The sequence below is a fragment of the Starkeya sp. ORNL1 genome (genome assembly GCF_012971745.1).
In the GTDB taxonomy this organism is placed as follows: Bacteria; Pseudomonadota; Alphaproteobacteria; order Rhizobiales; family Xanthobacteraceae; genus Ancylobacter.
Genome location: NZ_CP048834.1, coordinates 3,365,928 through 3,388,237, shown reverse-complemented (window position 1 = coordinate 3,388,237; position 22,310 = coordinate 3,365,928). Strand labels below are relative to the sequence as shown.

At 67.1% G+C, this 22,310-nt stretch carries 20 protein-coding genes and 1 pseudogene; 12 read left to right on the top strand and 9 right to left on the bottom strand.

Annotation, left to right across the window (positions count from 1 at the left end; translation table 11 throughout):
* The first annotated feature begins 4 nt into the window (after positions 1 to 4).
* The 9 genes and pseudogenes from G3545_RS16110 to G3545_RS16070 form a co-directional block, all read left to right on the top strand.
* The gene (locus G3545_RS16110) at positions 5 to 919 is read left to right on the top strand and encodes a 3-keto-5-aminohexanoate cleavage protein (protein ID WP_170014302.1); all 915 of its coding nucleotides are present in this window, start codon (positions 5 to 7) and stop codon (positions 917 to 919) included.
* Between the two features lie 113 nt (positions 920 to 1,032).
* On the top strand, positions 1,033 to 2,130 hold the full coding sequence (locus G3545_RS16105; protein ID WP_170014301.1) for an AbrB family transcriptional regulator: 1,098 nt from the start codon (positions 1,033 to 1,035) through the stop codon (positions 2,128 to 2,130).
* A gap of 9 nt (positions 2,131 to 2,139) precedes the next feature.
* A complete protein-coding gene (locus G3545_RS16100; RefSeq protein WP_170014300.1) occupies positions 2,140 to 2,523 on the top strand; it encodes an acyl-CoA thioesterase in 384 nt (127 codons plus the stop codon).
* A 7-nt stretch (positions 2,524 to 2,530) separates the two neighbouring features.
* Positions 2,531 to 3,763, top strand: coding sequence for a YncE family protein (locus G3545_RS16095; protein ID WP_170014299.1), 1,233 nt, complete (start codon positions 2,531 to 2,533; stop codon positions 3,761 to 3,763).
* Positions 3,764 to 4,190: 427 nt separating this feature from the next.
* The gene (locus G3545_RS16090; RefSeq protein WP_170014298.1) at positions 4,191 to 5,165 is read left to right on the top strand and encodes a tripartite tricarboxylate transporter substrate binding protein; all 975 of its coding nucleotides are present in this window, start codon (positions 4,191 to 4,193) and stop codon (positions 5,163 to 5,165) included.
* A 4-nt stretch (positions 5,166 to 5,169) separates the two neighbouring features.
* Positions 5,170 to 5,622: a tripartite tricarboxylate transporter TctB family protein gene (locus G3545_RS16085; protein WP_170014297.1), complete on the top strand. Its 453-nt coding sequence runs from the start codon at positions 5,170 to 5,172 to the stop codon at positions 5,620 to 5,622.
* A gap of 1 nt (position 5,623) precedes the next feature.
* Positions 5,624 to 7,120, top strand: coding sequence for a tripartite tricarboxylate transporter permease (locus G3545_RS16080; RefSeq protein ID WP_170014296.1), 1,497 nt, complete (start codon positions 5,624 to 5,626; stop codon positions 7,118 to 7,120).
* A gap of 17 nt (positions 7,121 to 7,137) precedes the next feature.
* A complete protein-coding gene (locus G3545_RS16075) occupies positions 7,138 to 7,971 on the top strand; it encodes a sugar phosphate isomerase/epimerase family protein (RefSeq protein WP_170018114.1) in 834 nt (277 codons plus the stop codon).
* A gap of 198 nt (positions 7,972 to 8,169) precedes the next feature.
* Positions 8,170 to 9,267 (top strand): annotated as a pseudogene (locus G3545_RS16070) (IS481 family transposase); the annotation flags it as partial.
* A 263-nt stretch (positions 9,268 to 9,530) separates the two neighbouring features.
* Here G3545_RS16070 and G3545_RS16065 read toward each other — a convergent pair.
* From G3545_RS16065 to G3545_RS16030, 8 genes are all read right to left on the bottom strand, one after another.
* Positions 9,531 to 11,030 (bottom strand): aldehyde dehydrogenase, encoded by a 1,500-nt coding sequence (locus G3545_RS16065; RefSeq protein WP_170014295.1) that lies wholly within the window; start codon positions 11,028 to 11,030, stop codon positions 9,531 to 9,533.
* Positions 11,031 to 11,054: 24 nt separating this feature from the next.
* A complete protein-coding gene (locus tag G3545_RS16060; RefSeq protein WP_170014294.1) occupies positions 11,055 to 12,113 on the bottom strand; it encodes an Ldh family oxidoreductase in 1,059 nt (352 codons plus the stop codon).
* Between the two features lie 23 nt (positions 12,114 to 12,136).
* A complete protein-coding gene (locus tag G3545_RS16055) occupies positions 12,137 to 12,964 on the bottom strand; it encodes an ABC transporter permease (RefSeq protein WP_246702432.1) in 828 nt (275 codons plus the stop codon).
* The gene (locus G3545_RS16050) at positions 12,945 to 13,712 is read right to left on the bottom strand and encodes an ABC transporter ATP-binding protein (RefSeq protein ID WP_170014293.1); all 768 of its coding nucleotides are present in this window, start codon (positions 13,710 to 13,712) and stop codon (positions 12,945 to 12,947) included. Before G3545_RS16050 ends, G3545_RS16055 begins: the two co-directional genes overlap by 20 nt.
* Positions 13,713 to 13,788: 76 nt before the next feature.
* Positions 13,789 to 14,775 carry an ABC transporter substrate-binding protein gene (locus G3545_RS16045; RefSeq protein ID WP_170014292.1) on the bottom strand — a complete coding sequence of 329 codons (987 nt, stop codon included), beginning with the start codon at positions 14,773 to 14,775 and terminating at the stop codon, positions 13,789 to 13,791.
* An 80-nt stretch (positions 14,776 to 14,855) separates the two neighbouring features.
* Positions 14,856 to 16,106, bottom strand: coding sequence for a UxaA family hydrolase (locus G3545_RS16040; RefSeq protein WP_246702431.1), 1,251 nt, complete (start codon positions 16,104 to 16,106; stop codon positions 14,856 to 14,858).
* Positions 16,099 to 16,395 (bottom strand): UxaA family hydrolase, encoded by a 297-nt coding sequence (locus tag G3545_RS16035; RefSeq protein WP_170014291.1) that lies wholly within the window; start codon positions 16,393 to 16,395, stop codon positions 16,099 to 16,101. Before G3545_RS16035 ends, G3545_RS16040 begins: the two co-directional genes overlap by 8 nt.
* The gene (locus G3545_RS16030) at positions 16,395 to 17,366 is read right to left on the bottom strand and encodes a dihydrodipicolinate synthase family protein (protein WP_170014290.1); all 972 of its coding nucleotides are present in this window, start codon (positions 17,364 to 17,366) and stop codon (positions 16,395 to 16,397) included. The genes G3545_RS16035 and G3545_RS16030 overlap by 1 nt, the downstream gene beginning before the upstream one ends.
* Positions 17,367 to 17,632: 266 nt before the next feature.
* Between G3545_RS16030 and G3545_RS16025 the strand changes: the two genes are divergently transcribed.
* Positions 17,633 to 18,670, top strand: a complete 1,038-nt coding sequence (locus G3545_RS16025; RefSeq protein ID WP_170014288.1) for a helix-turn-helix domain-containing protein — start codon at positions 17,633 to 17,635, stop codon at positions 18,668 to 18,670.
* A 159-nt stretch (positions 18,671 to 18,829) separates the two neighbouring features.
* Here G3545_RS16025 and G3545_RS16020 read toward each other — a convergent pair whose 3' ends face one another.
* A complete protein-coding gene (locus G3545_RS16020; RefSeq protein ID WP_170018111.1) occupies positions 18,830 to 19,762 on the bottom strand; it encodes a LysR family transcriptional regulator in 933 nt (310 codons plus the stop codon).
* Between the two features lie 131 nt (positions 19,763 to 19,893).
* On the opposite strand from G3545_RS16020, the gene G3545_RS16015 reads away from it, so the two are divergent.
* Together G3545_RS16015 and G3545_RS16010 are read left to right on the top strand one after the other, a co-directional pair.
* Complete coding sequence (locus G3545_RS16015; RefSeq protein WP_170014286.1) at positions 19,894 to 21,459, top strand: MFS transporter; 1,566 nt, start codon at positions 19,894 to 19,896, stop codon at positions 21,457 to 21,459.
* 98 nt (positions 21,460 to 21,557) lie between these two features.
* Positions 21,558 to 22,310: a transporter substrate-binding domain-containing protein gene (locus G3545_RS16010; protein WP_170014284.1), complete on the top strand. Its 753-nt coding sequence runs from the start codon at positions 21,558 to 21,560 to the stop codon at positions 22,308 to 22,310.

Below are 22,310 nucleotides of genomic sequence, written 5' to 3'. Positions count from 1 at the left end.
AGGCATGTCGAAGAAGAAGTTCATCATCCTCGCGCGCGTGAACGAGTACAAGATGCGCGACCTCAATCCGCACATCCCGTTCACGCCCGAGGAGATCGCACGCGACGCGGTCGAGTGCGAGAAGGCCGGCGCCGCCATCATCCATTTCCATGCGCGCCAGCCTGACGGCGCGCCGAGCTACGAGCCGGAGGTCTATCTCGACATCGCGCGCCGCATTCGCGAGCGCACCGACCTCATCATCGATTCCACCCTCGGCCAGAACACCATCAAGGGCGACGAGGCGCGCTCGGCCCATATCGTGCGCATGGGCGAGGATCCCAACGCCCGCGCCGACATGGCGGCGATCGATGTCGGCAGCACCAATCTCGACGTCTATGACGCCGCCAACAAGCGCTTCGAGACCACCGAGCACACTTACGTCAATACCGTGAAGACCACGATGTTCCTGGCCGAGCGCATGCACGCGAATGGGGTGCGGCCGCATCTGTCCTGCTGGGGCATCCCGTTCCTGCGCCAGGTCGACGCTCTGCTCGACATGGGCGTGTTCCGCGAACCCGGCTTCGTCCAGCTCTGCTTCTCCGGCGGCGGCATCGTCGGCGGCCATCGCTGCACCACGGACGATGCGCTGGCCTATATCCGCGCCCTGCCCACCAGCAAGAAGATCGAATGGACGGTGAACGGCAAGGAGTGCAACCTGCTGCCGGCGGCGACGCTGGCCATGGAACTCGGCGGGCACGTCTCGATCGGCATCGGCGATTACGAATATGCCGAGCTCGGTTATCCCACCAATGGCGAGATCGTCGCCTATTTCGCCAAGCTCGCCCGGGCCTATGGCCGCGAGCTCGCGACGCCGGCGGAAGCGCGCGCCATGCTCGGCCTGCCGCCGCTCGATCGCGCCATCACCCGGGTTGCGAGCTGACCCTGCGGCCGGTATGACCCGGATGGGGTCGGACGCTGATTCCGGCCCCATCCATTCCTGCCGCTGTCAGAGCGGACGGTCGCCAGAATTCCGCGGCGGCCTGCCGGTGATTCATGGCCAAGACGCATTTCATGGACGCGATGCGCGACACGCTCATCGCCCTCGTCATCGGCACGGCCGGCGGCTATCTGTTCTTTCTCCTGCACACGCCCCTGCCCTGGACGCTCGGCTCGCTGTTCGCCACCGCAGCGGCGGCGCTCGCCGGCGGGCGCTGGTTCCTGCCGAAGCTCGCCTGGAACCTCGCGCGGCCCTTCGTCGGCGTGCTCGCCGGCAGCGCCTTCACTTTGCCGGTGCTGATGTCGATCCTCGGCTGGTGGGATGTGCTGCTGGCGCTGCTGGTCTATTCGGTCATCGTCACCATTATCGGCTGGTACTATTTCACGCGGCTCTGCCGCTTTGACCACGTCACCGCTTTCTTCGCCTCGGCACCGGGCGGGCTCGGCGAGCTGACGCTGCTCGGCAGCACGCTGGGCGGCAGCGTGCGGCTGCTGGTGCTGGTGCACGCGGTGCGCATCGTTGTCGTGGTCTTCACCGTGCCGTTCTTCGTGCAGTTCGTGCTGCTGCCGCCCGGCGCGCTGAACGGCGCGGCTGCCGCCGCCGCCGGCCATGTCTCCGAGGCCGCCGCGCTCGACTGGGCGATCCTCACTGCGTGCGGCGCCATCGGCTTCTTTGTCGGGCGGCCTTTCACCGCGCTCGGCGGCGTGATGCTGGTGCCGATGCTGCTCAGTGCCGCCGTTCATGTCGCCGGGCTGACCAGCGTGTCGCCGCCTTATTGGCTGGTCGCCTTCGTGCAGGTCATGATCGGCTCGATCTCCGGCTCGCGCTTCGCCGGCACCAATTTGCGGGAGATCCGCACCACCGCGGTGCAGGCGCTCGGCTGGATCATCATCCTGCTGATCGCCACGCTCGCGGTCGCCTGGCTGTGCACGCTGTTCACGGATTTCCCGCTCGCCGCGCTGATGCTCGCCTTCTCGCCCGGGGGGATCGTCGAGATCACGGTGATGGCCTATGCCATCGGCTTCCATGTCGCTTTCATCGTGACGTGCCAGATCCTGCGGGCGACGCTGGTGCTGCTGGTGACCCCGACCTTGTTCCGTCTCGCCAGACGGACTGGCGCAATCGACTCCCGCGATGGCGATTTGCCGGATTAGAGTGTGACGATGAGCGAGCATCCTCCCGATCAGCCTCCGGTCATCCGCACCATCGCGATGCCCGCCGACACCAATCCGGCCGGCGACATCTTCGGCGGCTGGCTGATGGTGCATATGGACCTTGCCGCCGGCAGCGTCGCCACAAGAACGGCGCGCGGGCGCGCCGCGACGGTCGCGGTCGAGGCCATGACCTTCCACAGCCCTGTGCTGGTGGGTGACGAGGTGAGCTTCTACGGCACCGTCATCAGCGTCGGCCGCACCTCGATCCGCATCCGCATCGAAGCCTGGCGGCGCAAGCGCGAGGACGATGTCGTGGTGAAGGTGACCGAGGCGACCTTCACCTTCGTCGCCATCGACGAGCACCGGCGGCCGCGTCCGGTCAATCCCGGATAGCGATGCGATGGAGCGCCGCGCACCTGCCGATCGGCATCTCCTGGTGTGTGGACGCTGGGATCCCTGGCTGAGCGTCGTCAGCCTCGATGATGCGCTCGATCCGGCGCATTGGGGAACCGACCGCGCCGTCATCAATCGCCTGCGCGTCACGCCGGACGTCGCCGGTCCCGACGGCGCGCCCGCGCCGGCCTGCGGCCTGCCGGTCGGCGTCGCGGTCTCGCGTGAACTCGAACGCTTGTTCGTCGTCAACCATGCCGGCAGCGCCAGCGCAGCCGAGACCGCGCGCATGCCCCACGGCCATGCCGGATCGGTCACAGTGCTGGACATCAAGGCCGCGCTGGACCGCGGCAATACCGGCACCTTGAACGCGGTCTCGCGCATCATCGCCACCGGCACTTATGGGCCGGTCGGCAGCGTGCTGACGCCGGATGGCGCGCATCTGCTGGTCGCGGCTGGGGAGGGGAACGGCACCGAGGACGGCGGCTGCGCCATCACCGTCATCCGCGCCGCCGACGGGACGGTGCTGCACAATTATCCGCTCGCCGCTGAGGGCGTGCCGAGCGCCCATCCCTCGCCGCATGAGGATTTCGGCCGCTACCCGGATCCAGCCGGCATCGCGGTCACCGCGGCGCATGGCGGCCTTGTGTTCACCGGCAATGGCGGCACCGATGATGTCTCGGTGCTGCGCCTGTCGGCCGTGCTGGCCGGCGATCGCGGCGGCGAGATCGCTCGCATCCCGGTTCGCCATGGTCCATTCGGCATCGCGGTCAGTGTCGACGAGCGGCTGCTCGCCGTCGCCAATCGCGAAAGCGCGCGCACCGGGATCGAGGGCAACATCATCTCGCTGATCGACATTGCCCGGGCGGCGAGCGATCCAGCGCCCGCGGTCACCGCCGAGGTGCTGGTCGGCACCGACCGCGACGACGAGCCGACCCGGCCGATGAGTTGCGCCTTCGCCCCAGGCGGCGAACTGTTCGCGGCGTCGTACCGGACCGGCACAGTCTCCCGGATCGACACCACGGCGGCACGCGAGGTCCGGCGCATCACCCTCGTGGCACCGGACGGTTCCCCTGCCTGCCCGCGCGGCGTGTGCGTGGTCGGCGCCTATGTGGCGGTCTCCGGTGGGGCGAAGTCGCGTTCCGGCAGCAGCTGGCTGTGGATCCTCGACGCTGCGTCGCTGGAGACAGTCGGGCTGGTCGGCGGCGTCGGCAACGAGGCTTATCTCGTCGCACCACTTTGAGCGTTCGACATTCTCCTGAGAGCCCGATTCAGAATGACATCCTCATGGCGCGAGCGCAGCGAGCCTCGAAGGATGCTGAAGCAGGGGAACGGCCATCGCTAGCGGGCATCCTTCGAGGCCCGGGCTGCGCCCGCGCACCTCAGGATGAGGTGGTTCTGCTAAGGGGGCCCAGTTTTGGGTCGGGCTCCGAGGCGTGAGCCTACAGGTCCTGCTCAGGCGGGCCCAAGGGCAAGCTCCGCGAGCCTCGGGTAGGTCGAAGCAGAGGGTGACCACTCTTCAAGATAACGTTGTCTAGCGAGCTGCCTTCCCAAGAGTACGCTACACTCTAAAAAGTCTATTGCATTCCGTGCGCAGCCTGCCAAACTGAATTCATAATTCAGATAAGACGCAAAAGCGTCGCTGAACTGGTTCTTGGGAGGAACCGCAAATGACACCATCTCGTCGAGAGGTGCTCCTTGGAGCATCAGCTGCGTCACTTGCCCTGTCGTCTGGCCTCGGATTCGCGCAAGGCGCCTGGAAGCCGACACGCGACGTAGAGTTCGTCATCCCCTTCGCCGTCGGCGGCGGGTCTGACCTGCTGGCCCGCATCATCGGCAAGATCATCGTCGAGGAGAAGCTGATCCCGACGCCCCTGGTGCTGAACAACCGCCCGGGCGGCGGCGGCGCCGTCGGCATCGGCTATGTGGCGGCGAGCCGTCGCGCCGATCCTCACACCATCATCCTGGTGAACGGCACCACCCAGATCACCCCGATACTGACTCCGGCGGCGCGCACTCTCAGCGAAGTGCAGCCCATCGCCAATGTCATGCTCGACGACTTCCTGCTCTTCGTGAAGAGCGACTCCAAATACAAGACGGTGCAGGAATTCGTCGCCGACGTCCGCTCCAAGCCGGACAAGACCTTCAATTTCTCCACCGGCGGCACCACCGACGTGATGGCCATCACCATCTTCTCGCGGGCCATCGGCAAGGAAATCAACGCCGTCAACTTCAACAGCGGCGGTGAATCGCTGACCGCGCTGCTCGGCGGCCATGTCGACGGCTCGATCGGCAATCCGCTGGAATTCATGGGCCATATCGGCCCCAACGGCCCGATCCGTCCGCTCGCGGTGTTCCGCGACGACCGGTTCAAGGCGTTCCCGAACGTGCCCACCATGAAGGAGAGCGGCATCAATGCGCCGAACTTCCAGATGTGGCGCGGGCTCGCCATGCCGAAGGGCGTCGATGCGGCGTCGCAGGTCTATTGGCAGGATATCATGCGCAAGGTGAACGCATCGCCGACGATGAAGAAATACATCGCCGACAACGTCGCCACCGAAGCGCCGCTTTACGGCAAGGACTTCGAGACGTTCCTCGCCAATCAGGAACGGCTCTATCGCGATCTGCTCGGCAAGCCGGCCTGAAGCCATGAAACACTCCGCGCTCTCCGGCGAATTGCTGTTCGCCCTGATGTTCGCGGTGCTCGGCCTGGTCTGGATGGTGGGGTCGTTCGACCTCCCCCTCTGGGCCGGCTTTGCGCCGGATTCCGGCTTCCTGCCGCTGATCTACGGCATCTTGCTGTTCGCCCTCTCGGCCTGCGTCGTCGTCGCGGCGTTCCGCCATCCGACCGACACATCCGAGCGCGAGCCGATCCGCAAGTCGATGGAGATCCTGCTGGCGCTCGTCGTCGCCGTCGCCGCCTGCAGCTTCATCGGCTTCGTCATTCCGCTCTTCGGCATGATGCTGTTTCTCTACGCCTATGTGGAGAAGCTGCCGCTGATCCGGTCCGCCATCGTCTCGGCCGGCACCACCGCCGCGCTCGCCTTCATCTTCGAGTATCTGCTCGAAGTCCCGCTGCCGCTCGGTCCGTGGGGCACGTAAGATGGATTCGCTGATCAACCTGATGGGCGGCTTCGCCACTGCGCTGACCCCCAACAACGTGCTGATGTGCTTCCTCGGCGTGTTCCTCGGCCAATTGGTCGGCGTGCTGCCGGGCATCGGCCCGGCGGCGGCCATCGCGCTGCTGCTGCCGCTGACCTTCGGCGCCGATCCCACGGCCTCGCTCATCATGTTCGCCGGCATCTATTACGGCGCGCAGTATGGCGGCACCATCACCTCGGTGCTGATCAGCGTGCCGGGCGAATCCTCGACCGTGATGACCAGCATTGACGGCTACCAGATGGCCATCAAGGGCCGCGCCGGCGCCGCGCTCGGCATCGCCGCCATCGGCTCCTTCATCGCCGGCACCATCTCGACGCTCGGCCTCACCTTCCTCGCCCCGCCTCTGGCAACCGCGGCGCTCTCCTTCGGGCCGCCGGAATATTTCTCCCTCGTCGTCCTCGGCCTCGTCGCGCTCGCCGCTGTGAGCGGCGGCTCGGTGGTGAAGGGGCTCGCCTCGGGCGTTGCCGGTCTGGTGCTGGCGACCATCGGCATCGATCCGCAGACCGGGGTCAGCCGCTTCGATTTCGGCGCGGTCTGGCTGCTCGACGGCATCGAGTTCATCGTGCTCACCGTCGCCCTGTTCGGCATCGGCGAAGTGCTGGCGGGCTGCACCACCGCGGTCGCGCGCCCGGTCGCCAAGGTGAAGAACGTGATCCCGACGCGGGAGGATTGGCGGCGCAGCCGCATGCCGATCCTGCGCGGCTCGCTCATCGGCTTCGTCGTCGGCGTGCTGCCGGGAACGGGGGCGACCATTGCCAGCTTCGTCGCCTATATCACCGAGAAGAAGGTCTCCAGGCACCCCGAGGAGTTCGGCCACGGCGCCATCGAAGGCGTCGCCGGGCCGGAGGCTTCGAACAACGCTGCCGCGGCCGGCGCCATGGTGCCGATGCTGGCGCTGGGCGTGCCGGGCTCCGGCACCACGGCGATCATCCTCGGCGCGCTGGTGATGTTCGGGCTCAGGCCCGGGCCGGAGTTGTTCACCCAGAACACCACGCTGGTCTGGGGCGTCATCGCCAGCATGTATATCGGCAACCTCTTGCTGCTGATCATGAACCTGCCGCTGGCCGGCCTGTTCGCGCAGCTCTTGAAGGTGCCGTACAAGTGGCTCTATCCGCCGATCCTGGCGGTGTGCCTGGTCGGCGTGTTCTCGCAGTCGAACAGCCTCGAGGATTGCTGGCTGCTGGTCGGCTTCGGCGCACTTGGCTGGGCGATGAAGCGGTTCGACTGGCCGGCGCCGCCGATGATCCTTGGCCTCGTGCTCGGCCCGATGTTCGAGAGTTCGCTGCGCCAGTCGCTCACCATCTCCCACGGCACGGCCGGCATCTTCATTACGCGGCCGATCTCGGCGGCGCTGATGCTGTGTGCGGTTCTGTTCGTGCTGGTGCCGGTGGTGGCGGCGCTCTACGCCCGGCGCACCGCGCCGGCGACCGCTGGATGAGGAGGACGGCCTTGAACATGAAGCAACGCATCGGGGTCGATCTCAACCGGCGCATCGGGCTGGAGCCGGGGCTCGACTGGGCCATCCGCAATAATGTGCGTTATCTGAATATCTGCCTCGATCCCGATCCGGAGCTGTTCGATGCCGGCAATCCGCGCCTCGCCGAGGCGGGCCGGCGGCTGCGCGACAACGGCATCACGCTCGGCCTGCATACGCTCTCCGCGGTGAATGTCGCGGAGAACAGCCGCTTTTTGTCGGAGGCGATGGATGAGTATCTCATCGCCTACCTCCGTTCGGCCCGCGCCATCGGGGCGGGCTGGGTCATCATGCATGGCGGCTACCACTTCACCGCCGACAAGCAGGAGCGGATGGAGGTTGCCGTCGCGCGCCTCGATCGCATGTGCCGGATTGCCGAGGATGAGGGCGTCACCATCCTCCTGGAGAACATGAACCCGGAGCCGGCGGACGCCGAGGTGAAGTACCTGGTCCATGATGTCGAGGAGGCGAAGTTCTATTTCGCCAATCTCACCTCGCCGATCCTGCGCTGGGCCTTCACCTCAAACCACGCGCATATGCTGGACTACGGCATCCAGGGTTTCCTCGACCAGATGCAGGCGGCCGGTATCGGCGCCGACCGCATCGGCGAGATCCGGCTCGCCGACAATCGCGGCGTGATCGAGGAGCATCTCTATCCCGGCACCGGGAACCTCGATTTCGTCGGCCTCTTCACGACGATGGAAGCCCGCGGCTATCGCGGCCACTACATGCAGGACTACACCACGATCGAGGACATGCTGTCCGGCCGTGATGTGGTCGTCGAGATGATCGAGCCCGCTCTGGAGCGGGCGTAGCAACCACGTCATCCTGAGAGGCTGACCGAAAACTCCAATTTGCCCTCATCCCCGGGCTTGACCCGGGGATCCAGCCCCTCCGCATGCACCCGGTTGAAGTCTGGATCCCCGGGTCAAGTGTTTGTTCTGGATACATAGCTGACAGGTGTTCGGAGACATGCCTGACACTTTTGGGGCTTTTGGCCCTGGGAGGTCGGGATGGTCTGGCGGGAGGCATCTGTGGCGGATCAGCGGCGGGAGTTCTGTTTGCTGGCGAGCCTTGAGGGGGCAAACGTCTCGGCGCTGTGCGCGGGCTTCGGGATCAGCCGGCAGACCGGCTATGTGTGGCTGCGCCGCTACCGCGCCGGCGAGGCGCTGACGGAGCGCTCGCGGCGCCCGCATGCGAGCCCGCGGCGTAGCGCGGCGGATCTGGAGGCCCGGATCCTGGCGCTGCGCGATGCCCATCCGGCGTGGGGCGCGCGCAAGCTGGCGCGGCTGCTGGAGGACGCGGCGGCCCCCTCGACGGTGCATGCGGTGCTGGCCCGCCATGACCGGATCGCGCCGGCCGCGCGCCGGCCGCAGGCCTATGGCCGGTTCGAGCGGGCGACGCCGAACGAGCTGTGGCAGATGGATTTCAAGGGGCGGGTGCAACTCGCCTGCGGCACGTGGTGCCATACGCTGACGGTGATCGACGATCATTCGCGCTACGCCGTGGTGCTGGAGGCGTGCGCCGACGAACAGACCGCCACGGTGCGCGCCCGGCTGGAGCCGGCGCTGCGCCGCCACGGCCTGCCGCAGGCCATCTATGTCGACAATGGCGCGCCCTGGGGCGGCGGCCGCCCGGGGCAGTGGACGCCGCTGCGGGTCTGGCTGCTCAAGCTCGGCATCCGCACCATTCCGGCCCGTCCCCACCACCCGCAGGGCCGCGGCAAGAACGAGCGCTTCCACCGCAGCCTTGCCGACGAGGTGTTCGACCTCGCCATCCTGCGCGGCCTCGATCAGGCCCAGGCCGCGCTCGAAGCCTGGCGCGAGGACTACAACCATGTCCGCCCGCACCAGGGGATCGGCCTCGCCGTGCCGGCCAGCCGCTACCGACCCTCGCCGCGGCCCTTCCCGGAGCGCCTGCCCACACCGCACTATGACAGCGCCGAGATCGTCCGCCGGGTCGGCACCACCAAGGCCTATGTCGGCTTCAACAACCGGCTCTGGAAGGTGCCCAAGGCGTTCCGCGGCGAACTCCTCGCCATCCGCCCGCACAAGCGCGACGGCCTTTATGCCGTCTGCTTCGGCGCCACCAGAATCACAACCATCGACCTCAAAAAGCCCCCACACGACCCGCCCTGACTGTCAGGCATGTCTCCGAACACCTGTCAGGGATGTCTCCGGTCTTTACATCAAGCCCGGGGATGAGGGTGGAAAGGGACTCCTCTCAACGGATACGTCGGTTTTCGTGTCAGGCTCTGAGGTTCGAGCGATAGCGAGCCTCGAAGGATGTGCAAGCAGAAGACCCCATCGGGGGCGGGCATCCTTCGAGGACGCTTCGTGGCACCTCGGGATGACGCGGTTCTCTTGTGGGCGCTCTACTTCAGCGACACCCAGATTGTCTTGGTCTGCAGATACTGGTCCACCGCCTCGGTGCCATTGTCGCGGGTCAGCGAGCCGGAGCGCTTGTAGCCGCCGAACGGCGTCGTCACATTGCCCTCGGTGAAGCCGTTCACCGCCACCGTGCCGCACGGCAGGCGCTTGGCGAGGTGGAAGGCCTTGTCGATGTCGCGGGTGAAGATGGTGGCGTGCAGGCCGTAATCGGTATCGCGGGCGATCCTCAAGGCCTCGTCGACACCATCGACGCCGATGACACCAAGCACCGGCCCGAAGATTTCCTCCTTCGCCACCCGCATCGACGGGTCGACGCCATCGAACACGGTGGGATCGACGAAGGAGCCGGCCAGCCCCTCGCTGGCGCCGCCGCCCGCCAGCAGTTGCGCGCCCTCGCTTTTGCCGATCTCGATATAGGAGAGCACGCGCTCCTTGTGCTCGGCACTGACCATCGAGCCGAGGTCGGTCGCCGGATCGAGCGGGTTGCCGACCTGCAGCGCCCGGGTCTTCTCCAGCACGCGGTCGAGGAAGACGTCCTTCACCTTGCGGTCGACGATCTGGCGCATGTTGGCCGAGCAATTCTGCCCGCCATTCCAGAAGGCGGCGCTGATGGCGGATGAGACCAGCGCGTCGTCGATGTCGGCATCGTCGAGCACGATCAGCGGGCTCTTGCCGCCCATCTCCAGCCCGACCGGCTTGAGATTGCTCTCGCTGGCATATTTCAGGAAATAGGCGCCGACCTCGGTCGAGCCGGTGAAGGACACCGCGTCGATGTCATTGTGCCGGCCGATGGCCTGGCCGGCGGTCTCGCCGAAGCCCGGCACCACATTCAGCACGCCCGCCGGCAGGCCGGCTTCCATGGCGAGTTCGGCAAGGCGCAGCGCGGAGAGCGGTGTCTGCTCGGCCGGCTTCAGCACTGCCGAGCAGCCGGCGGCAAGCGCCGGGGCGAGCTTCCAGGCCGCCATCAGCAGCGGGAAGTTCCACGGCAGCACCAGCCCGACGACGCCGATCGGCTCCTTGACGATCATGGCGACCACCTTCTCGGCGGTCGGCGCCACCTTACCGAACGTCTTGTCGGCAAGCTCGCCGTACCACTGGAAGAAGGTCGGCACCTCGTTGCCGATTTCGTTGAGGCAGTCCTTGATGGTCTTGCCGCTGTCGAGGCTCTCCAGCACCGCCAGCTCTTCGGCATTGGCGCGCACCAGGTCGGCGAGGCGCAGCAGCACCGCCTTGCGTTCTTCCGGCGCCGCGCGCGACCAGCCGCCATCCTCGAAGGAGCGTCGTGCCGCGCTCACCGCACGATCCACATCGGCGCCGTCGCACGAGGCGACGAGGCCGAGGATCGTGCCCGTCGCCGGGTCGATATTCTCGAAGACCTTGCCCGAAGAGGCCGCCTGCCACGCGCCGTCGATAAAGGCCTTCGACGGGATCGCCAGGCGGCCGGCGACATCGCGATACTGCTCGGCGGATTTATAGGCGCTCATGGGCGGTGGTCTCCTTTAGTGCGATCAGGCGGGAACGGTGAGGGGAACGGGAGCCGGCAAGCCGAACCGGGCGGCGAGCTTGCCGAGATCGTCGGCAATGCCGGCATGCAACGCGACACCCTCCGCGAGCGCGCGCCGCTTGCGGCCGAGCGCAGCCTCGCCCGGTAGCCGCACCCGTGGCGCGCCCTCCGGCACGCGGGCAGCGCGGCAGGCCTCCGCCAGCCAGCCGGTCTGGCGGGTGAAGCCGTCGAGGCCGCCGAACGCGGCGGGAGAGAGCGCCAGCACCAGCACGCCGGCGCCCCAGTCGCGCGGCGCATCCGCCCTTCCATAGCCGCCGAGGCCCTGCGTCAACGCCTCCACCATCAGGGAGAGGCCATAGCCCTTGTGGCCGTGGTCGAGCCCGCCGATAGGCAGGATCGAGCCGCCCTCCTTGAAGGCAATGGGATCGTCGGTGGCATTGCCGTCGCGGTCCTTTACCCAGGCGCCCTGGAGCCGACCGCCGGCGGCGCGGGTGCGCCCGCACATCGCCGCCGTGGTGATGGAGGTGGATACGTCGATCAGGATCGGGTCGGGCGCGGCCGGAATGCCGGCGGCGATCGGGTTCGGCGTCATCACCGGGGTCAGCCCGCCAAAAGGCGCGACATGGGCGTCGCTGGGGTCGGACGAGAATACCAGGACGAAGGTGCCCGCCCGCGCCGGGGCTTCGAGGAAGGTGGCGAGGCAGGCAATGTGGTGGCTGCGCCGGATCGCCACCGCCCCGATGCCGAAGGTGGTGGCGCGCTTCGCCGCGTCCTCGACGGCGAGCGCCGTGGTCCACACCCCTGGCAGGCGCCGTGCGTCCCAAGTCGCCACCGCCGCATGGTCGCTGACGATGGCAGGCCGACCTTCGCGCTCCATGGTGCCATTGTCGAGTTCCTCGACATAGTCGGGAAGCAGAGCGAGGCCATGGGTGGTGTGGCCGAGCAGGTCGGCCTCGGTGAGCCCGCGCGCCACCGCCGCCGCCGGCTCGGCCGGCAGGCCGGCGTGCTCCAGCACGCTGGCGGCAAGGTTGGTGAGCTCGGGGTACGCGTAACGCGGCTCCATCGGTAATCCTTCGGTCACGTCGATCAATGACGGCGCTGCGAGATGTGCCAGGGAATGAGCAGCTTCTCGGCCAGCGTCACGCAGCCGAACAAGGCCAGGCCGAGCAGCGTCAGGAAGAAGATGCCGGCAAAGGCGAGGTCGGGCCGCATATTGCCGGTGGCGATGTTGATGTAGAAGCCGAGGCCCTGGTCGGAACCCATGAACTCGGCGATGGTAGCGCCGACCGTGGCGTTCAGCGCGGCGTATTTGAAGCCGACGAAGCATTGCGGGAGCGCCGCCGGCAGCCGCACCTTCCAGAAGGTACGCAGTCGCCCGGCGCCGGTGGAGCGGCAGAAGCGGGTCAGTTCGTCGGATAGCGAGCCGAACGCATGGATCGAATTCAGCGCCACCGGGAAGAAGCACACCAGCACGACGATGATGATCTTCGGCAGCAGGCCGAAGCCGAGCCAGGCGATGAACAGCGGCGCGAAGGCGATCTTCGGCACCATCTCGAGGCTGACGAAGAACGGATAGACGGTGCGGCGCAGCGGCGTCCAGAAGGCGATGGCGATGCCGACCGGCACGCCGACCAGAATCGCGAGCAGATAGCCGAGCACGCTCTCCACGCCGGTGATGACGGTATAGTCGAGCAGCCGGGGAATGTCGGCCCAGCCCCGCCGTACGATCTCGGACGGTGTCGGCAATATGTAGCCGGGGACCTTGAAGAGGATGACCGAGTATTCCCAGACCAGGAAGAAGCCGACGAAGAAGGCGAGGAATGGCCAGGAGCGCCAGATCGCGACGCCCGTCGCGGTGATCGCGCGCGCGATCGGGCCGGGTTCCGGCGGCATTCTAGAGGACACCATAGTCATGGAAGATCCCCTGGATTTCGCGGACATAATGGGTGAAGGCGGGACTTGCCTTGACTTCGAGGTCGCGCGGCCACGGCAGGTCGATATCGATGGTGCGCTCGATGCGCCCGGGCCGCGGCGTCACCACGCACACCGTGGATGAGAGCTGCACCGCTTCCTCGATGGAATGGGTCACGAACACCACGGTCGGGCGCTGCTTCATCCACAGCGTCTGCAGGTCGTTGCGGATGCTCTCGCGGGTCATGGCGTCGAGCTTGCCGAGCGGCTCGTCGAACAGCAGCGTATCCGGTTCGTGCACCAGCGCCTGGCAGAAGGCCGCGCGCTGCTGCATGCCGCCGGAGAGCTCGTAAGGATGCCGGCCGCCGAAGCCGTCCAGCTTCACCGAATGCAGCAGGTCGCGGATGCGCTCCGCATAGGCCTTGGGGTCGAGCCCGCGCAGTTCGAGCTGCAGCGCGACATTGCCCTCCACCGTGCGCCACGGAACCAGCGTATTGTCCTGGAACATGATGCCGATATCGGTGCGCGGCGCGTCGACCTTCTCCTCGTCGAAGTACACCGCGCCCTCGCTGGCATCCAGCAGCCCGGCGATCATCAGCATCAAAGTGGACTTGCCGCAGCCCGAGGGGCCGAGCAGCGAGACGAAGCTGCCGGAATTGATCGTGAGATCCACCGGCCCGAAAGCGTGCACCGCGCCCGGCCCGACGCCGAATGTCTTCGCCAGCGACCTTATCTCGATCGTCGCTCCCATGACGTGCCTTGATCCTTCAACTCGAACAATGCGGCCGGCGGACGAATGCGTCCGCCGGCCAGAGGCTAGGCTGGCTTTACTTCGGCAGGAAGTCGTTGGTGTAGAAGAAGGTCGCCGGCTCCTTGGTCTCGAGGCCATTGTACTTCTTCATCAAGTCGACCATGTCGACCCAGTCCTGCGGCTGATTGAGGCCCAGCACCTTGCCGGTATTGGCCTTGGAATAGAGCACGTCGAGCGTGACCTTCTGCACCTCGGCGGCCTGCTTCTTGCCGGCGTCCTCGTTCATGGTGCCGCCGACGATGTCGCCCATGGCGTTGATCGCCGCCTGCGGATCGGCTTCTGCCGCCTTGTAGGACTTGACCGTGGCGGCGACGAAGCGCTTCACCAGGTCCGGGTTCTTGGCGACGGTGTCCTTCGTGGTCACGATGCAATAGCCGACCTGGTTCACGCCATAGTCGGAATAGGGGAAGGTGACGGGGGCGGCGCCGCCGGCGGCCTTGATCTCGGCCGGCTTGTCGTCGAGGCCGCCGAGCAGGCCGACGGTACCGCCCGCGCCCTGCAGATAGCTCGACACCAGCGCGCCGTCCGGCACATTGATGATGCCGACATCGGCTTCGGTAAGTCCGGCATTCTTCAGCACCAGCGGGAAGAAGGTATTCACGCCGGCATTGGAGGTGGTGAGCAGCTTCTTGCCCTTGAGATCGGAGATCTTCGAGACGCCGGCATCGGGGCGCACGATGATGGCCTCCGTGCCCATGGCGTCGATCACCGCCACCGAGACCAGCGGCGCGCCCTTGGCGGCGAGGTTCACGAGGCCGGCGCAGGAGCCATAGGAGAAGGTGCTGTCGCCGTTCGCCACCAGGCGATGCGCCGAGCCGGAGCCGTTGCCGGAGCGGATGTCGAGATTGATGCCGGCGTCCTTGAAGTAGCCCCGGTCCTTGCCCAGCGCGAAGGCGGCGTGGGAGCCGTACCACATCCAGTTGAGGCGCAGGCGCACATCGTCGAGCGCTTTGGCTTCGCCGGCAGTGAAGATGCCGACGGCGAGCAGCACCGCTGTCGCCATCCGTTTTCCGAATAGGTGCGAGAGTGTCATGACGATCCCCTTTGGTTTTTGCTTGATGCCAGACGCGTAAGGCGTGCCGCTCAGACCGGCAGGCAGCCGGGGCCGAGCGGTTCGTAGGTCTTGTAGGCGAGCACGAATTCCTGGTGCCCCAGCGCCTCCGACTTGGTCGGCTCGCCCGAGGCGGCGGCGATGATGGCGTCGACCAGATGGCGGCCGACGTCCTCGACGGTCTCGACCCCGTCGGCGATGGTGCCGCCATTCACATCCATGTCGCCTTCCATGCGGTGATAGGTGCGCGAATTGGAGACGCCCTTGATCACCGGAGCCACCGCCTGCCCGACCACCGAGCCGGCGCCGGTGGTGAACAGGATCAGATGGCAGCCGCTCGCCACCATCTCGGTGATGGTCTGGGTGTCGTTGATGTTGGGGATGCCGAAGCGCACCGGCCCGTCATTGACGGTGTCCATCAGATAGAGACCACCGGACGGCGGGCGCACGCCGGGCTTCAGCACGCCGCGGATCGGCCGCGAGCCGCTCTTGGCATAGGCGCCGAGCGACTTTTCCTCCAGCGTCGACAGGCCGTATTTGATGTTGCCGCCGCCGAAGCTGCCATGCCCCAGCGCGGTGTAGTATTCGTCGGCCTTGCGCACCGCCGCGCGCAGCGCCTCGGCGAGTTCGGGCGTCACCGCACGGGACGCCATGTGCTCCTCGCAGCCGATCAGTTCGCAGGTCTCCTCGAACATCACCGCGGCGCCGGCATCGACCAGGAGGTCCGATGCAAAGCCGACCGCCGGATTGATGGTGACGCCGGAAAGCCCGTCCGAGCCGCCGCATTTGGTGCCGATGACAAGGTCGGAAAGCCCGACCGGCACGGTAGGCGCCGCGGTGAGCGAGACCAGCTGTTGCTCGACCCACTCCCGCCCGCGCGCCACCGTGCCGGCGGTGCCCCCGCAGGCCTGGATGGTGAGCAGTTCCACCGGCCGTCCGCTCGCCGCGATGGCGGCCTTCAGCCGGGTGCGCTGGAACTCCTCGCAGCCGAGCGACACCAGCAGCACCGCGCCCACATTTGGGTGGGTGGCGATGTCGGTCATGACACGGTCGGCATAGTCGCTCGGATAGCAGCCGGGGAAGCCGACCAGTTGCACGCCGCCTTGCTGGTGGGGCGCCGCGATCATGCGCGCGACATGGTGCGCGCACTCCACCAGATAAGCGACCAGCAAGTAATTGCGGATGCCCTTGCGCCCGTCCTGGCGCGCATAGCCGCGCATGCGGTTCGCGATCACCGGGCTCGCCACGGACGGGGCAGGAGTTTCGATGCCGAGGCTACTCATAATGGTCCTCGTCATTATTGAGATAGCGGCTCGCGACATTGTGGACATGGACCAGATGGCCCCTGGCGATCGCTTCCCTGGTGATGGCGACCGGCATGCCGAGCCGCACCACGTCCTGTTGCGCGGCGATGTCGTGAAGCGCGATCTTGTGGCCCTGCGGGATCGGCTCCTCGGCCAGCAGCGACAGGCCGGCCAGCGTCGCCGCGACGTCCCCCGCGGGGATGTCGCGCAGCGCGATGCCGACATTGTCGCCGGCCGCCAGCACGATGAGGTTCGCCGCGCCCGCCATCATGCCTCCTCGAACTGGACCAGATTGGGAGTGCCGATGCGGCGCATCATGTCGAGCGTCGCCGCCCGGTAGCGTTCGCGCACGTCACGCGTCGGTGGGCGGCAGCGGCTGGAGGGCAGTCCCACCAGTTCCATGCACAGCTTGTCGAGATAGCCGTCACCGCTGGTGAAATCGCGCTCGATCTCGACCCAGAGCTTGTAGAACGGCATGGCTTCATCGACGAGCATGCGCGCGACCTCGACATAGTTGGCGGCGCCGATCTCGCGGACCAGCTTAAGCCCCCATTCGGGCCAGAAGTTGCACAGGTGCACTTCGAACGCCTTGGCGCCGAGCGCCGGCATGGCGCTGAAGGCGAAGAACAGATTGTTGTCGATGATGGTGAAGCGCTTCGAGAAACGCGCCGCGACGCTCTCGAACTCCATGGCGTCGGTGCGCGGCGTCGCCCATTTCAACCCGACCACGTTCGGGATTTCGGCGAGGCGCTCCACCATCTCGAACGAGATGTTCGTGGTGGTCCAGAAGGTGTTGTAGACGATCAGCCCGATATCCGGCGCCGCATCGGCGGCCGCCCGCACGAACTCCTCGAAGTCGCCTTCGGTATGGGTGAAATAGAACGGGCACGACACCTGGATGAAGTCGGCACCGATGCGGTGTGCGGCCTTCGCCAGCTCGACCAGTTCCAGCGTGCTGGTGGTCTGCGCGCCCATCGCCACCGGCACCCGGCCGCCGACCTCGTCGACCACGATCTCAGCGACGCGCACCCGCTCCTGAAAGCTCATGGTGGAGAAGTCGCCCGCTGCGCCGCCGGCGAGGAAAGTCGCGGTCTCAGCGGTCAGGCCGCCCTCGATCAGGAAACGTACATAGGTGCGCAGCGCCGCCTCGTCGACGGGAAATCCCGCCTCGTCGCGGAACGGCGTCGGCACCGTGACGTAGCAGCCTTCGAGCTTCTTCTTCAACGCTTCGGTCTGCACGTCGGCAACCTCGTTCCTGCGGGCAAAGACGGGCCGTGGCCGGCGCGAGCGGGAGCGCTCACGGACGACGGCGTCGCGTGCCAGATGCCAGTGATGTCAACGGATCAGGGATTCTGGCCGCCTCGTCGCAGGCGGCGGCCCGGTGCCCTGAAAACATTTCTTGTATCGATACTTCCCGGCATTTGGTCGGATCAATTGACGAAAACGGACTTGTTATTAACATTGTGGGACAAGCAGCCGCCGGCAGTGTGATTGGGGTGAACAGGATGGAGGCGCAGGCCGAGAAATCTTCGGGCACCCATGTCCCGACCTTCAATCTCATCCTCCAGCCGGAATTTCCGCTGAACGCGCTGGTGCTCGCCAGCGAGGCGTTGCGCATCGCCAACCAGAATAGCGGCCGCGAGATCTTCCGCTGGCGCTTCGTCTCCGAGGACGGTGCGCCGGTGCGGGCCAGCAACGGGCTATGGATGTCGGCGGACGACAGCCTGCAGACCATGGTGCAGGCGGATTTCTATCTGGTGTTCGAGGGCAACCTGCCGATGCAGCGCAATTCGCCCAAGCTGCTGAACCAGCTGCGCACCGCCGCCCGCTTCGGCGCTTCGATCGGCGCGGTCGACACCGGCGCCTTCGCTTTGGCGCAGGCCGGCCTGATGAGCGGGCGGGACGTGGTGCTGCACTGGGAGGCGGTGCCGACCTTCCGCGAGCGTTTCCCCGAGCTCAACGTCAACGGCCAGCTCTATCTGGTCGACGGCCAGCGCGTCAGCTGCGCCGGCGGCATCGCCACGCTCGACATGATGCTGGACCTGATCGCACGGCTGGAGACCTCGACGCTGGCGAGCGAGGTGGCCAATGCCCTGGTCTATGTACCGCGCGCCGCCACCGCCGCGCAGCGTCCGGATGCGCCGTCCACACCGGTGGCCCAGCCGGCGCTGTCGGACCGCATCGTGGGGCTGATGGAGCAGAACCTCGATTTCCCGCTGGCACTGGAGGACATCGCCGAGCGGCTCGGCGTCTCGGCGAAGACGCTGCTGCGCGAATGCCGCCGCCGTTTCGACGAGACCCCGGCACGGCTCTATCTGCGCATCCGGCTCCAGGCTGCCCGCAACATGCTGTTCTATGAGGAGTTCGGCATCAAGGACATCGCCACAGCCTGCGGCTTTTCCTATCCCGGCGTGCTGTCGCGCACCTTCCGCGCCCAGTTCGGCATGACCCCCCGCGACTTCCGTGCCTCGCTGCGCCGCCAGCAGAACCAGGCCTACCGCCCCGAAGTGCGCCGGCTATCGACCGTGCCGCCGCGTGTTTAGGGCAGACCAAAACTCACTCCCGAAACGAGAGCCACGTCATCCTGAGGTGCCGCGAAGCGGCCTCGAAGGATGCCCGTCCCGATGACCGACCTCTGCTTCAACATCCTTCGAGGCTCGCTACGCTCGCACCTCAGGATGACGTGGCGGCGGAATGCTCGGCTAACCGGCCACCACATGCTCCTCGCAGGGCAGCGCCTCGCATTGCGAAGCAAACAGCCGCTCGCCGAGAAAATCCACCATCACCCGCACCTTGGGCGACAAATGGCGGTTCGAGGGCCACAGCAGATGGAACTGCGCCGGACCATCTATGTGGTCGACCAGCAAGGCACGCAGTTCGCCGCGCGCCAGCGGCTCGTGCGCCAGGAAATCCGGCATGCAGCCAATGCCGAGGCCGCGCACCGTGGCGCCGCGCAGCGCTTCCATGTTGTTGCAGGTGATAATGGTGCGGGTGCGCAGCTCCGGCTCGCCCGGCGGCAATGTCAAAGGCCAGTCCTGGAGCTTGCCGCTGTTGGGAAAGCGGAAGCGTATGGCGAGGTGACGGTCGAGATCGCGCGGACAGTCCGGCACGCCGTGACGCGCGAGATATTCGGGCGAGGCGCACAGCAGCAGCTGGAACGGCCGGAGCGCCCGCGCCATCAATCGTGAATCCGGCAGGTCACCGCTGCGGATCGCGACGTCGACGCCTTCCTCGATCAGGTCGACGATGCGGTCATTGAAGTCGAGGTCGAGCTCGATCTCTGGATAGCGGGCGACGAAATCAGGCAACACCGGCAGCAGCAGATGGTAGCTGACGATTGGCGCGCTCAGCCGCAGCCGACCGCGCGGCGCCTCCATCGCCCGGGCGAGCGCGGCGCGGGCATCGTCCAGCTCGTCAAGGATGCGCCGGCAGCGCTCATGGAACAGCCGGCCCTCCTCGGTCAGCCTGATGCTGCGCGTCGAGCGCTGGAACAGCCGGACGCCGAGCTGGTGCTCGAGCTTGGTCACCGACTTGCCGACCGCGGACGCCGACAGGCCGAGCACCCGCCCGGCGGCGACGAAGCTGCCGAGATCCGCGGTGCGCACGAAGGCGATCAAGCCGCTCAACCCATCCATGGCGGTACCCATTCGAGCGTTCTGTTCCGGGATGAGCGGAAGAACAGCCTCGTTTCTCCCTCATTGCCGCAAATCTATCCTGCACTGCAGCAAGGCGCCAGACCGGCGCTCCCTCGATCACAGCGGCTAACATGACCGACAGCACCATCGAACCGGGCGCGGCCCGGAAGCGCCTGCTCCTGCTTGCCGTCTGCCTCGCCGCGGCGGCGATGCCTCTGACCTTCACCGGCTCGGCGGTGGCCCTGCCGGCCATCGGCCGGGCGCTCGGCGGTAGCCCGGTTGCCCTCAACTGGGTGACCAACGCCTTCATGCTCACCTTCGGCTCCAGCCTGATGGCGGCCGGTGCGCTCGCCGATATTTATGGCCGCAAGCGCGTCTTTCTCACTGGCGTCGCCGCCTTCGGCCTATTCTCGCTGGCGCTGGTCATCGCGCCTGGGATCGTATGGTTCGACCTGATGCGCGCCGGCCAGGGTATCGGTGCCGCAGCCGCCTTCGCCGGCGGCATGGCGGCACTGGCACAGGAATTCGAGGGCACGCCGCGCCTGCGCGCCTTCAGCGTGGTCGGCTCCAGCTTCGGCGTCGGCCTGTCCTTCGGCCCGATCTCCTCCGGCCTGATGATCGACAATTTCGGCTGGCGTTCCATCTATCTGCTGGTCGTCGCCCTCGCCGCGCTCGCCTTCCTGCTTGGCGCGCGCACCTTGCGCGAGACCCGCGATCCCGATGCTGCCGGCCTCGACTGGCCGGGCGCCATAAGCTTCACGAGCGCGCTGACGCTCTTCACCTATGGCGTGCTGCAGGCGCCCGAGAGCGGCTGGAGCGATCCGCTGGTGGCCGGCGCGCTTGCCGGCGCGGCGCTGCTGTTCGCCGCCTTCATCATCATCGAGCAGCGCGTGGCGCGGCCGATGCTGGACCTCTCGCTGTTCCGCTATCCGCGCTTCGTCGGCGTGCAATTGCTGGCGGCGGCGCCGGCCTATGCCTTCGTGGTGCTGCTGATCCTGCTGCCGGTGCGCTTTGTCGGCATCGAGGGTATGAGCGAGGTCGCCGCCGGGCGCCTGATGATCGCGCTGTCCGCGCCGCTGCTCATCCTGCCGATCGCCGCCGGCCTGCTGACGCGCTGGTTCGCGCCTTCCGCGATCTGCGGCTCCGGGCTGATGATCGCCGCCGCCGGCCTGTTCTGGCTGAGCCAGATGCCGATGGGTGGCAATGCTCTGGCATTGCCGATGCTGGTGATCGGCATCGGCATCAGCCTGCCCTGGGGCCTGATGGATGCGCTGGCGGTCAGCGTGGTGCCGACCGAGCGCGCCGGCATGGCCACCGGCATCTTCAGCACCACCCGCGTCGCCGGGGAGGGCGTGGCGCTGGCCCTGGTCAGCGCGGTGCTGTCCGCGCTCACCGCCTCGCAACTCGCGACCGCTGGGGCGCCGGGGCCGACAACCGGGGCAGCGCAGCGCCTGGTGACCGGCGATCTCGCGGGCGCCGCCTCCGCTCTGCCAAATGCCGTAGCCATACTGGTGCCGAGCTATGGCAATGCTTTCGCAATGCTGCTGTGGCTGCTCACCGCCATCACCGTGCTGACCGCCGGGGTGGTCTTCCTGTCGCTCGGGCGTACCGGGATGCACGGCAATGCGGAAGACGATGAGCCGGTATCCGAGGCCGCGCAGCAGGTGCTCTGCACATCGGAGGCCGGGCAGGCCTGAGCGAACCGCGCCGTGCCTGTTCAGCAGGCGCGCGATGGATGATAGACGACCTCCAGCAACGATGCGCGCACAGCCGGCGTGTCGGAACCGGAGGAACCATGCCCGATCATCCGCAACATGCGCTCAATGAACTCGCCCCCACCGGCCGCCTGCGGGCGGCCGTCGCGGTCGGCGCAGCGGCTTCCGCGGTGTGGAACACCCGCGATGCCGCAAACGGCGAACTCAAGGGCGTCGCCGCCGATCTGGCGCGGGCGATGGCCGAATGGCTCGGCCTGCCGCTGGACCTCATCGGCCACAAGAGCTCGGCCGCCATCATCGAGGCGGCGGACAGCGGAAGCTGGGACGTCGGGTTCACCCCGGTCGATGCCGAGCGCAAGAAGCATGTGGATTTCAGCACCGATTATTTCCTCGGCGACAGCACCTATATGGTGCGCGCCGGCTCAACGATTTCGACGCTGGCACAGGCCGATTCCGCAGCGGTGCGCATTGTCGGGGTCGAGGGCACGGCGACGCTGCGGGCCGCCCGCGCTTCGCTCCGCAACACCACGGCACAGGGCTTCGCGCAGCTTGATGAGGCGCTCGCCATGTTCGAGCGCGACGAGATCGACGCGCTGGCGCTCGGGCGGGAATCCATCCTCAGCCTGCTGCCGCGCTTTCCCGGCGCCCGCGTCCTGAAGGAGCATTTCCTGGCGACCGGCACCGCGGTCGCCGTGCCGAAGGGACGGCCGGAGGCGCTGGCGCTGGTGACGCGCTTCATTGAAGACGCCAAGACCAATGGCACGCTGCGCGCCATATTGGATCGCAACAGCCTCTCCGGAGCTGCCGTGCCGCCGCTGGGGTCGCGGGCCTGA

Coding starts and splice junctions, on each gene's coding strand:
- G3545_RS16110 (WP_170014302.1), top strand. CDS start 5: ATGTCGAAGAAGAAGTTCATCATCCTCGCGCGCGTGAACGAGTACAAG.
- G3545_RS16105 (WP_170014301.1), top strand. CDS start 1,033: ATGGCCAAGACGCATTTCATGGACGCGATGCGCGACACGCTCATCGCC.
- G3545_RS16100 (WP_170014300.1), top strand. CDS start 2,140: ATGAGCGAGCATCCTCCCGATCAGCCTCCGGTCATCCGCACCATCGCG.
- G3545_RS16095 (WP_170014299.1), top strand. CDS start 2,531: ATGGAGCGCCGCGCACCTGCCGATCGGCATCTCCTGGTGTGTGGACGC.
- G3545_RS16090 (WP_170014298.1), top strand. CDS start 4,191: ATGACACCATCTCGTCGAGAGGTGCTCCTTGGAGCATCAGCTGCGTCA.
- G3545_RS16085 (WP_170014297.1), top strand. CDS start 5,170: ATGAAACACTCCGCGCTCTCCGGCGAATTGCTGTTCGCCCTGATGTTC.
- G3545_RS16080 (WP_170014296.1), top strand. CDS start 5,624: ATGGATTCGCTGATCAACCTGATGGGCGGCTTCGCCACTGCGCTGACC.
- G3545_RS16075 (WP_170018114.1), top strand. CDS start 7,138: ATGAAGCAACGCATCGGGGTCGATCTCAACCGGCGCATCGGGCTGGAG.
- G3545_RS16065 (WP_170014295.1), bottom strand. CDS start 11,030: ATGAGCGCCTATAAATCCGCCGAGCAGTATCGCGATGTCGCCGGCCGC.
- G3545_RS16060 (WP_170014294.1), bottom strand. CDS start 12,113: ATGGAGCCGCGTTACGCGTACCCCGAGCTCACCAACCTTGCCGCCAGC.
- G3545_RS16055 (WP_246702432.1), bottom strand. CDS start 12,964: ATGACTATGGTGTCCTCTAGAATGCCGCCGGAACCCGGCCCGATCGCG.
- G3545_RS16050 (WP_170014293.1), bottom strand. CDS start 13,712: ATGGGAGCGACGATCGAGATAAGGTCGCTGGCGAAGACATTCGGCGTC.
- G3545_RS16045 (WP_170014292.1), bottom strand. CDS start 14,775: ATGGCGACAGCGGTGCTGCTCGCCGTCGGCATCTTCACTGCCGGCGAA.
- G3545_RS16040 (WP_246702431.1), bottom strand. CDS start 16,106: ATGAGTAGCCTCGGCATCGAAACTCCTGCCCCGTCCGTGGCGAGCCCG.
- G3545_RS16035 (WP_170014291.1), bottom strand. CDS start 16,395: ATGGCGGGCGCGGCGAACCTCATCGTGCTGGCGGCCGGCGACAATGTC.
- G3545_RS16025 (WP_170014288.1), top strand. CDS start 17,633: ATGGAGGCGCAGGCCGAGAAATCTTCGGGCACCCATGTCCCGACCTTC.
- G3545_RS16020 (WP_170018111.1), bottom strand. CDS start 19,762: ATGGATGGGTTGAGCGGCTTGATCGCCTTCGTGCGCACCGCGGATCTC.
- G3545_RS16015 (WP_170014286.1), top strand. CDS start 19,894: ATGACCGACAGCACCATCGAACCGGGCGCGGCCCGGAAGCGCCTGCTC.
- G3545_RS16010 (WP_170014284.1), top strand. CDS start 21,558: ATGCCCGATCATCCGCAACATGCGCTCAATGAACTCGCCCCCACCGGC.